Genomic DNA, 9,512 nt, shown 5'->3' on the forward strand with positions numbered 1-9,512 from the left:
CGAGGCCGCCGAACAGGGCCGCCCAGCCCATCAGCGCGCCCCAGGCGAAGCAGAAACCGAGCACGAGCTGCGGCCAGCCCATGATGCGCTTCATCAGCGGATACACCGCCACGATGCCGAGCGAGGCGATGCCGAGCCAGATCGCGAAGAGATTGAACTGAACGAGAACCAGAAACCCGAGCAGCGATTGCGCCACGGCGAAGGCCAGGGCGTGGCGAGGCCGGATCTGGCCGGAGGCGATCGGCCGGCTGCGGGTGCGCTCGACGGCCGCGTCGATGTCGCGGTCGAGCAGGTCGTTCCAGGTGGAGCCCGCGCCCCGCATCACAAAGGCGCCGGCCAGAAACAGGGCGAGATGCGCGGCGAGGAGCCGGGTGGATCCAGCCGCGATGGCGGCCAGCGCCGCCGACCATTGGCACGGCCACATCAGGAGCCAGGCCCCGATCGGGCGGTCGTAGCGGGCAAGCCGGAGCCAGGGTCGCCAGGCTTCCGGCGCGAACCGGTCGACCGGGTTGCGGGCAGGCGCGTCGGCGACGGCGCCGGCCCGGGCCGCAGCGCTCCCGGCTGCCGGGTCTTGGAACCGGCCCCTCACCTCGAACACGTCCTCATGGCTCCTCAGCTTCGTCAGGCTCGGGATGGCGCCGTGGGCACGGGCCCGGGAGAGCCCGCCCCCCTCGCCTCAACGCTCGGTCAGTTTGAGCTCGATGCGGCGGTTGCGGCTATGCGCCTCGTCCGTGGTCCCGAATTCCAGCGGCTGGAACTCGCCGAACCCGGTCGCGCCGAGGCGCTGCGGCGGCAGCCCCTTGCTGACCATGTACTGCACCACGGAAATGGCGCGGGCAGCCGAGAGCGACCAGTTGGACGGGAAGGTGGCGGACTGGATCGGCCGTGCGTCCGTGTGGCCGTCAACGCGCAGGATCCAGGGGATGTCCGGCGGGATGTCCTTGGCCACGTCGAGGATCACGGCGGCGATGCGGTCGAGCTCGCCCGCCGCCTCCGGCCGGAGTTCGGCCCGGCCGGCCTGGAACAGCACCTCCGATTGCAGCACGAAGCGGTCGCCGACGATGCGGACGTCGTTGCGGTTGCCGAGGATCTGCCGCAGCCGCCCGAAGAAGTCGGAGCGGTAGCGCGACAATTCCTGCACGCGCTGCGCCAGGGCCACGTTGAGGCGGCTGCCGAGATCGGCGATGCGGGCCTGCGATTCCCGGTCGCGTCCCTCCGAGGCGGCAAGTGCCTCCTCCAGGGCCGCGAGTTGCCGGCGCATGGCGGCGATCTGCTGCGTCAGAAGGTCGACCGTGGCGTTGGCCCGGGCCGTTGCGGCCCGCTCCGTGTCCAGCGCCGTGCCGGCCGTGGCCGCCCGCCGCTCGGCGGCCGCCGCGCCGTCGAGCTCGGCCTGGAGCCGCCCCCGCTCCGCCTCGCCGGTCTGAATGGTGGAGCGGAGCCCATCCACCTGTACCTGCAACTGGCGGCGGCTCGACCGCTCCAGGGCCAGGAGATCGGTCAGCTCCGACAACTGCCGGTTCAGCCGTTCCAGCACCGTGTCGCGGCCGCTGATCTCCCGGGCCAGGAAGAACTGGCCGAGCATGAAGATGGACAGCAGGAAGACGATGGCCAGCACCAGCGTCGACAGCGCGTCGACGAAGCCCGGCCAGTAATTGAGCTGCGACCGCCGCCCGTGCCGAAACGCGCCGGCCATCAGCCGGCCGGCTCGCGCGCCAGCCGATCCACCAGCGCCCGGAACTCACGGTCCCGGTCGAGCTGCGCCTCGACGAGCTTGCGGATGAGCTGCTGTTCCGACCGCATCTCCCGCACGGCCGCCTGCATGCCCTCCGCGAGGCTCGCGATGGCCTCGGCGGAGTTGGTGCCGCCGCTGCCCTGGCCGAGAGCCGCGGCCAGCCGGTCGAGCGCGGCCGCCACCTCCGGCGAGCCGCCGGAGCCTTCGCCCTGCGCCGCCGTGGAGGCGGCCAGCCAATCCTCGAGCTCGGTGTAGAAGCGGTTCTGCGCCTGCCCGGCCTGGAGGTCGAGGAAGCCGAGCACGAGCGAGCCGGCGAGGCCGAACAGCGAGGCCGAGAAGGAGATGCCCATCCCGGCGAGCGGGGCGGCCAGCGCCGTCTTCAGCTCGTCGAACAGAATGGAGGCCTCCGCCCCCGTCCGCAGCGAGCCAATGATGCGGCCCACCGAGTTCACGGTCTCGATCAATCCCCAGAACGTGCCGAGCAGGCCGAGAAAGACGAGCAGGCCGGCCAGGTAGCGGACCAGCTCGCGGTTCTCGTCCAGCCGGGCCGAGATCGAATCGAGCATGGACCGCATGGTCGAGACGGAGAGCGTGGCCGGGCTGCCCGGCTCGCCCAGAAGCGCCGCCACCGGCGCCAGCAGGCGCGGCGGGCGGGCCAGCACCCGGCCCTGGGCGCCGCTGACGTAATTGACCCAGCGGATCTCGCGGAACAGCCGCACCACCTGCCGCACGGCCAGCAGAATGCCCACGGCCAGCACGGCCAGGATCAGCGCGTTGAGCCCCGGATTGCCGAAGAAGGCCGTCAGCAGCGGCCGGTAGAGAACGAGAACCAGGAACCCGCACAGGATCAGGAAGACGGCCATGCGGACGAGGTAGATGCGCGGCGAGGACAGCGTCCGCACGTCACGGTGGTGCGAGGAGGTCAGCATCGCGGTGCCAGTGTGGTCCCGCCCGGGCCCCGGATCAAGCCGGCGCCGCCGGCGCGGCGCGGGCCGCCGGAGCGGGCCGGCGGGCCGTCTTGAGCAGGGCCAGGAAGTCGCGGTGGAGGTTCTCGTTGCCGCAGCAGATCGACAGGGTCTGCATCGGCTCCGCGCCGCCATCGCAATCCGACACGAAGCCGCCGGCTTCCCGGATGATGGCGATTCCGGCCGCCATGTCCCAGGTCTTGAGGTCGCGCTCCCAGTAGATGTCGGCCCGGCCGGCCGCCACATAGGCCATGTCGAGCGCCGCGGCCCCCATCCGGCGCAGCCCCGCGACCCGCGACATCACGGTCGCCATCTCGGCCAGGAAGTGCGGGTGGGCCGGGCGGCCAAGATGCGGCAGGCCGCAATAGGCGACCGCCTCCGTCATCTCGCGCCGCGCAGCGACCCGCAGGCGGCGGTTGTTGAGAAAGGCGCCCTTGCCGCGCTCGGCCATGAACATCTCGTCCTTGACCGGATCGTAGATGACGCCGGCCACCATCTGGGCCTCGCGCTCGAGCCCGACCGAGATGCAGAAATGCGGGATGCCGTGGAGGAAGTTGGTCGTGCCGTCGAGGGGATCGACATGCCAGCGATGCGTCGTGTCCGACCCTTCGATCGTGCCCGTCTCCTCCAGCACGAACCCGTAGCCCGGACGCGCCTTCTCCAGTGCCGCGCGCAGGATCTCCTCCGCCCGGTGGTCGGCGGCCGACACGAAGTTGCCCGGGCCTTTCCGGGACACCTGCAGGTTCTCGACCTCGCCGAAGTCGCGCTTGAGCGACCGAGCCGCCTTCATCACGGCTTCGGTCATGACGGTCATCAAGGGTGAGCGGATCATGTGACTTCCAGGGGGCGTGCGACGGGCCATTCACGCCCGGCAGGGAGGGGCGGGCGTCCCGCCCCCCGCTTGGTGGTGAGCTCAGACGAGGGTCGCGTCGAGCGTGATTTCTGCGTTGAAGAGCTTGGAAACGGGGCAGCCTTCCTTGGCAGCCTTCGCCAGCTCGTCGAACTTGGCCTTGTCGATGCCGGGAACCTGCGCCCGAAGGGTCAGGGCCGACTTGCCGATCTTGAAGCCCGCGCCGTCCTTCTCGAGCGTGACGGCGGCTTCCGTCGCGAGCTCGGTCGGCTCGAAGCCGGCACCCTGGAGCTGGAAGGCGAGCGCCATCGAGAAGCAGCCCGCATGCGCGGCCGCGATCAGCTCCTCGGGATTGGTGCCCTTTTCGTTCTCGAACCGGGTCTTGAACGAATACGGAGTCCCGCCGAGGACACCGGAATCGCTCGAGAGCTGGCCCGTGCCGTCCTTGCCGGTACCCTGCCAGACCGCCCGTGCTTTCCTGACCGACATCGCCATTCTCCGGAATTGGTGGTGCCGCTCACTTGGGCTGTCCGGCGCCATTTGTCGACGGCAAAGCCGACCGCCTCAGCGAATCGGCACACCCGAGGGGCCGGCGGAGGCGGCGGGCGAAGTCGCAGGCGCCTCCGTCTCCACCTTGCCCTTTCGCTGCAGCAGCAGCGCCGCGTACCAGCACAGGCTGGCCCAGCCGGCCCCGACGCACCAGCCCGCGAGCACGTCCGACGGCCAGTGCACCCCGAGATACACGCGGGAGCAGCCGACCAGCATGGTCAGGACCACGGCCAGCGACAGAAAGAACAGCTTCACCCGCCGCGGCTCGTGCACCCGGGCGAGGAGAGCCCCGAGCGTCAGAAACACCACGGCGGACAGCATGGCGTGCCCGGACGGGAAGCTCGCCGTGTAGACCTGGGTCGCGTGCGGCACGAGGTCGGGCCGCGGCCGCTCGAAGCCGAACTTGAGCAGCGTGCTGACGATCATGCCGCCGCCGACCGAGGCCGACACGAGCAGCGCCGCCCCGCGCCGCCGCGTCATCAGCAGGTAGGCGATCGTCGCAAGCGTGATCAGCCCGAGGATCACGTGCCCGCCGAGGCCCGTGATGTCGCGCGCGCTTTCCTGCAGCCAGCCGGGCCCGAGCGGATCGGCGAGATTCGCCGGGTTGCGCAGCAGCAGAAGCAGGCGCCGGTCGAAGGCGAGCGTGCTCCCTTCCGTGACCTCGCCCGCCAGTTCGATAAAGCCCCAGCCGAACAGGCCGACCAGCGCCAGCGTGACCAGCGGGGCGGCCTCGTCGAGGCGGAGGCGGCCCGGGATGTTGCGGGCGAGGGCGCGCCAGCCCTGGTGGCGGTTCAGCTCCATCTGGCGCGCTCCGCCACCATCCCGTTCCAGTCCCGTGCGGGCGGCCCGCTCAGCCCCGCTGCGAATACACGAAGTAGTCGAACGGGAATTCCCCGATCCGGAACCACGTCAGCTCCTTCTCGCGGAAGGCCAGCCAGTGGTCGTAGATCTTCTTGAACTTGGGGTTCTGCGCGGCGATCTCGCCATAGAGCTGGAACGCCTGCTTGTAGCCGGCCTCGAGCACGTCGCGCGGGAAGGCCCGCATCTGCGCGCCTTGCGAGATGACGCGGCGAAGCGCGTCGGGGTTTTCCGCATCGTATTTCGACACGCACCAGATGTTGGCCTCCGCACAGGCGGCCTCAAGAATGTTCTTGTAGGCCTCCGGCAACGCGGCGAACCGGTCCTTGTTCACGTACAGCGACGTCTGCGCCGTGCCCTCCCAGAACCCCGGGTAGTAATAGTACCGGGCGACCTTCACGAAGCCGAGTTTCTCGTCGTCGTAGGGGCCGGCCCATTCGACCGCGTCCAGCGTGCCGCGCTCGAGCGCCGGATAGATCTCCCCGCCCGCGAGCACCTGCGGCACGGCTCCGAGCCGCGCCAGGATCTGGCCGCCCATGCCGGCGATGCGGAACTTCAGGCCCTTCAGGTCCTCGACCGTGTTGATCTCCTTCCGGAACCAGCCGCCCATCTGGGCGCCCGTGTTGCCGGCCGGGAAGTTGACGATGTTGTAGTCGGCCAGGAAGTCGCGCACGAGCGGCAGCCCGCCGCCATGCAGCATCCAGGCGTTGTGGTGGCGTGTGTTCATGCCGAGCGGCACGGAGGCCTCGAACATGAAGGTCGGGTCCTTGCCGATGTAGAAGCTCGACAGGGTGTAGCCGCATTCCACGGTGGCGTTCTGAACCGAATCGAGAACCTGCAGCCCGCCCACGATCTCGCCGGCCGCGAAGGCCTGGATCTGGAACTTGTTGTCGGTCGCGGCCGCGACCCGCTTGGCGATCTGTGCGCCCGCCCCGAACAGCGTGTCGAGGCTCTTGGGATAGCTCGACGCCATCCGCCACCGCACCTCCGGATTGGCCTGGGCGATCGCCGGACTCGCCAGCGCGGCCCCGGCGGCAGCCAAGCCGCCGCTCTTCAACAAAGCCCGCCGATCCATTCCTGTACCCTCCAAACAAAGTGTCGGCGCGCTCCTTACCCGTCCGTGCCGCCGAACTGAAGGTCTGCGCTGGCTGCAGGGAGCGGCCGACGCATGCGCGAGACCGGACCTGGGAATTCGTGCCATAACGGCCCGAAATCGGAGGAAGCATGACGCCCGCGAGCCTGAACTCCGTCCAGCGCTGGTCCATCCTCGGAGGCGCGGCGGTTATGCTCAGCCTCGCCATGGGGATGCGGCAGAGCTTTGGGCTCTTCCAGCCGCACATGGTGCGCGACATCGGCGTGACCACGGCCGATTTCTCGCTCGCCATGGCCATCCAGAACCTCGTCTGGGGCGTCACGCAGCCCTTCGTCGGGGCGGTGGCGGACCGGCTCGGCCTGCGCTGGGTCACGCTCGCCGGCGTCGCCGTCTACGCGGTCGGCCTCGGCCTGATGATGAACGCGACCTCGGCCCTGGAGCTCATGCTGGGCTCCGGGCTCTGCATCGGGCTGGCCCTGTCATGCACGGCGTCCAGCGTCGCCATGAGCATCGCGTCCCGGGCCGTCACCCCGGCGAAGCGCAGCGTCACCATGGGCATCGTGTCCGCGCTCGGTTCGCTGGGCCTCGTGGTCGCCTCGCCGATGGCGCAGACGCTGATCACGACGTCGGGATGGCGGGTCGCGATGGTCGGCTTTCTCGGCCTCGTCTGCGTCATGGTGCCGGCGGCCCTCGGGGCCGGCGCGGTGGACCGCGTAAAAGCGCCGCCCAGCCAGCAGCTCGAACAATCGCTGCGAGCCGTGGTGCGGTCCGCCTTCGGCCATTCGGGCTATCTCGTGATGGCGTCGGCCTTCTTCGTCTGCGGCCTGCAGCTCGTCTTCATCACGACGCACCTGCCGACCTACCTGGCCGATTGCGGGATGGACCCGTCGGTCGGGGCTGCAGCACTCGCGGCGATCGGCCTGTTCAACGTGATCGGCTCGTATCTGTTCGGCTGGCTGGGCGGCCGCTACCCGAAGCAGTACCTGCTCGGCAGCGTGTATGTTCTGCGCTCGCTGTTCGTCGCGGCGTATTTCCTCACGCCGCCCACGCCGGCTTCCACCATCGTGTTCGGGGCCGCCATGGGGGCGCTGTGGCTCGGCGTCGTGCCGCTCGTGAACGGTCTCGTGGTGGAGCTCTTCGGGCTGCGCTACATGACGACGCTCGTCGGCATCGCGTTCTTCAGCCACCAGATCGGATCGTTCCTGGGCGCCTGGGCCGGCGGGGTCATCTACGACGCGCTCGGCAGCTACGACGTCGCCTGGAAGGCGGCGGTGCTGATCGGCCTGATCGCGGGTTTCGCGCAGATGCTGATGAATGTCCGCAGGCCGGCCGACGCGCCGCCCTTGTCCGCCCCGCTGCCGCAGCCGACCGCCTGACCGGCGGCCGCGCGCACCCGCCTAGGCGGCGTGCGGCGTGGGCTCGTGCGTCAGCACCGCGTAGAGCGCGCTCGCGTCCCGGGCTGCCCGGACGCGGTCGTGGATGCCAGGCTCCCGCAGCACCCGGGCGACCCGCGCCAAAGCCTTGAGGTGATCCGCGCCCGCACCCTCCGGGGCGAGCAGCAGAAACAGCATGTCGACGGGCTCGCCGTCGAGCGCTTCGAAATCGATCGGCTTCTCCAGCCTGGCGAACAGCCCGAACAGCTGGCCCAGCTTCGGCATCTTGCCGTGCGGGATCGCGATGCCTTCGCCGATGCCCGTGGAGCCGAGGCGCTCGCGCTGGAGCAGCGTGTCGAAGATCTCCCGTTCGTCCCGGCCGCTCAGGCGAGCCGCATTGGCGGCGATGTCCTGCAACGCTTGCTTCTTCGAATTGGCCTTCAGCGCAGGCACGATAGCCTCGGGGCTCAGGAAGTCGAGCAAAGGCATTGGTCGATGACTCGGGTGGGGTTCGGAGAGACCGGCCCGCGTTCTGCGAAGCAAACCTTCGGCCAGCGCCGCCTGGGTGGTCGTGCAGTGGGCGGACCCGTCCGGTCAACCCGCGGCGCGGGGCCGTATACGACGTTAACTCCGCTGTGACCAGCGGGCCGGCCGGGACCCGATTCGCCGGCCCGGCCGCGGCAAAGCTCCGCCTGCGCGCGACCCACCTCGCCGGGGCGGCCAATGCGGGTGAACCGCGCATGGCCGCTGCCGAGGGACCTGCCTGCCAGGCAAACGGCCATCGGAACCACCTCCGACCACCCCTTCGACGGGGGCGTTACCTGAAGGTGGATCCTGACCCCGCGGTCGTCAATCGCCAGCCCGGGCCGCCTGGCCGGTACGCACGGCGTGCAGGGCAATCCCGGCCGCGGTGGCCACGTTGAGCGAATCGAACCCGCCCGCCATCGTGATCCTGACCGTCCCGACGCGCGCCAGAAGCGAGGCCGGAAGGCCGGGTCCTTCCGCGCCCACGAGCAGCGCGGTGCGCTCCGGCCAGGCGCATGTCTCCAAGGGGCGCGTTCCCTGCGGGCTGAGCGCGACGACGCTGAAGCCGGCGCTCTCGAGCGAGCGGACCATCTCGTCCGCATTGTCGCTCCAGCCATGCGGCAGCAGCAGAGGCGCGCCGACCGAAACGCGCAGAGCCTTGCGGTAGAGCGGGTCGCAGGAGGTCTGATCCAGGAGAACCGCGCCGGCCCCGAACGCGGCCGCATTGCGAAACGCCGCCCCGACATTGTCGTGGTTGGCGAGGCCGACGAGGCCGAGCACGAGGGCGCGCTGCGGCAGCCCCGCCAGGACTTCGTCCGCCGTGGGCCGTTCGCCCCGAAATGCGACGGCCAGCACGCCGCGGTGGATGTGGAAGCCGACGATGGCGTCCATCACGACCTGCGGCGCGACATAGACCGGGAGGTCGGCCGGCAGCGCGGCCAGGAGGTCGCCCGAGCTCCGGGCCCGGGCCTCCGACAGCAGAATCGATTCAGCCGAGAAGCGACAGCCGGGGCTGAGCAGGTTGCGCAGAACGACCTCGCCCTCCGCCATGAACCGCCCGCCTCGCCCCGAAAGGTCCCGGTCTTTGACGCTCCGGTAATGCTCGATCCGAGGATCGGCAGGGTCGTCGATACGGATCATTCTTGGTGTTCGCCCGTTTTGCCGTTCGGGAGCGTACTTTTATGCTGGGCGAGCATGACGTAGCCGGGCTTGATCACTAACACGAGTCGCTTGTCTTTAACCGCCAAGCTGGGCCCGATCGCCCCAGCGGGCCGAGCGGGGTGCACCATGGAGTCCGAAAGGGAGCGTAAGATCCGGCAGCGGGCTTACGAGATCTGGGAAGAAAGCGGGCGCGAGGAAGGCAAGGCCGACGAGCACTGGGCCAAGGCAGCCGCCGAGCTCGGTGGGACCGGCAAGGCTGAAAAGTCCAGCACGGCAAAGACCAAGGCGGCTTCCCCGAAGGCGGAATCCACGGCCGCAGCTGCCGCCGCCACGGCGAAGAGCGTGAAGGCAGCCCCGGCCGGAAGAAGCCCGGACGCGCCCGCGAAGGACGCCAGCCCCAAGGGCA

General features: G+C 69.9%; 11 protein-coding genes. 2 read left to right on the forward strand and 9 right to left on the reverse strand.

Annotated features, from left to right (window positions below):
• The 7 genes from JWR86_RS15025 to JWR86_RS15055 all read right to left on the reverse strand — a co-directional run.
• A partial coding sequence (locus JWR86_RS15025; protein WP_299567068.1) for a UbiA family prenyltransferase occupies window positions 1-589 on the reverse strand: 589 nt, incomplete at its 3' end.
• Between the two features lie 87 nt (window positions 590-676).
• The gene (locus JWR86_RS15030; protein ID WP_299567049.1) at window positions 677-1,693 is read right to left on the reverse strand and encodes a peptidoglycan -binding protein; all 1,017 of its coding nucleotides are present in this window, start codon (window positions 1,691-1,693) and stop codon (window positions 677-679) included.
• On the reverse strand, window positions 1,693-2,661 hold the full coding sequence (locus JWR86_RS15035) for a MotA/TolQ/ExbB proton channel family protein (RefSeq protein ID WP_299567050.1): 969 nt from the start codon (window positions 2,659-2,661) through the stop codon (window positions 1,693-1,695). Before JWR86_RS15035 ends, JWR86_RS15030 begins: the two co-directional genes overlap by 1 nt.
• A gap of 34 nt (window positions 2,662-2,695) precedes the next feature.
• Window positions 2,696-3,529, reverse strand: a complete 834-nt coding sequence (locus JWR86_RS15040) for an inositol monophosphatase family protein (RefSeq protein ID WP_299567052.1) — start codon at window positions 3,527-3,529, stop codon at window positions 2,696-2,698.
• Window positions 3,530-3,610: 81 nt separating this feature from the next.
• Window positions 3,611-4,036 carry an OsmC family protein gene (locus tag JWR86_RS15045; RefSeq protein WP_299567054.1) on the reverse strand — a complete coding sequence of 142 codons (426 nt, stop codon included), beginning with the start codon at window positions 4,034-4,036 and terminating at the stop codon, window positions 3,611-3,613.
• A gap of 75 nt (window positions 4,037-4,111) precedes the next feature.
• Window positions 4,112-4,897, reverse strand: coding sequence for a phosphatase PAP2 family protein (locus JWR86_RS15050; RefSeq protein WP_299567056.1), 786 nt, complete (start codon window positions 4,895-4,897; stop codon window positions 4,112-4,114).
• 49 nt (window positions 4,898-4,946) lie between these two features.
• Window positions 4,947-6,029 (reverse strand): TRAP transporter substrate-binding protein, encoded by a 1,083-nt coding sequence (locus JWR86_RS15055; RefSeq protein WP_299567058.1) that lies wholly within the window; start codon window positions 6,027-6,029, stop codon window positions 4,947-4,949.
• Between the two features lie 149 nt (window positions 6,030-6,178).
• Here JWR86_RS15055 and JWR86_RS15060 point away from each other — a divergent pair, with 149 nt between their 5' ends.
• Window positions 6,179-7,423, forward strand: coding sequence for an MFS transporter (locus JWR86_RS15060; RefSeq protein WP_299567060.1), 1,245 nt, complete (start codon window positions 6,179-6,181; stop codon window positions 7,421-7,423).
• 21 nt (window positions 7,424-7,444) lie between these two features.
• On the opposite strand, the gene ptsN is transcribed toward JWR86_RS15060, so the two are convergent.
• Both ptsN and JWR86_RS15070 read right to left on the reverse strand, forming a co-directional pair.
• Entirely contained in the window at window positions 7,445-7,909 is a 465-nt protein-coding gene (gene ptsN, locus JWR86_RS15065) for a PTS IIA-like nitrogen regulatory protein PtsN (protein WP_299567062.1), read from the reverse strand.
• 360 nt (window positions 7,910-8,269) lie between these two features.
• On the reverse strand, window positions 8,270-9,085 hold the full coding sequence (locus tag JWR86_RS15070; RefSeq protein ID WP_299567064.1) for an RNA methyltransferase: 816 nt from the start codon (window positions 9,083-9,085) through the stop codon (window positions 8,270-8,272).
• 147 nt (window positions 9,086-9,232) lie between these two features.
• On the opposite strand from JWR86_RS15070, the gene JWR86_RS15075 reads away from it, so the two are divergent.
• Window positions 9,233-9,512: DUF2934 domain-containing protein (locus JWR86_RS15075; RefSeq protein ID WP_299567066.1), on the forward strand; the 280-nt coding region annotated here is incomplete at its 3' end.

The organism is Enterovirga sp. (assembly GCF_028290205.1).
GTDB lineage: Bacteria > Pseudomonadota > Alphaproteobacteria > Rhizobiales > Beijerinckiaceae > Enterovirga.

What these genes read in the sequence shown, in the direction of transcription:
- JWR86_RS15035 (WP_299567050.1), bottom strand. Translation starts at nt 2,661, where the DNA reads ATGCTGACCTCCTCGCACCACCGTGACGTGCGGACGCTGTCCTCGCCG.
- JWR86_RS15045 (WP_299567054.1), bottom strand. Translation starts at nt 4,036, where the DNA reads ATGTCGGTCAGGAAAGCACGGGCGGTCTGGCAGGGTACCGGCAAGGAC.
- ptsN (WP_299567062.1), bottom strand. Translation starts at nt 7,909, where the DNA reads ATGCCTTTGCTCGACTTCCTGAGCCCCGAGGCTATCGTGCCTGCGCTG.
- JWR86_RS15050 (WP_299567056.1), bottom strand. Translation starts at nt 4,897, where the DNA reads ATGGAGCTGAACCGCCACCAGGGCTGGCGCGCCCTCGCCCGCAACATC.
- JWR86_RS15055 (WP_299567058.1), bottom strand. Translation starts at nt 6,029, where the DNA reads ATGGATCGGCGGGCTTTGTTGAAGAGCGGCGGCTTGGCTGCCGCCGGG.
- JWR86_RS15040 (WP_299567052.1), bottom strand. Translation starts at nt 3,529, where the DNA reads ATGATCCGCTCACCCTTGATGACCGTCATGACCGAAGCCGTGATGAAG.
- JWR86_RS15070 (WP_299567064.1), bottom strand. Translation starts at nt 9,085, where the DNA reads ATGATCCGTATCGACGACCCTGCCGATCCTCGGATCGAGCATTACCGG.
- JWR86_RS15060 (WP_299567060.1), top strand. Translation starts at nt 6,179, where the DNA reads ATGACGCCCGCGAGCCTGAACTCCGTCCAGCGCTGGTCCATCCTCGGA.
- JWR86_RS15030 (WP_299567049.1), bottom strand. Translation starts at nt 1,693, where the DNA reads ATGGCCGGCGCGTTTCGGCACGGGCGGCGGTCGCAGCTCAATTACTGG.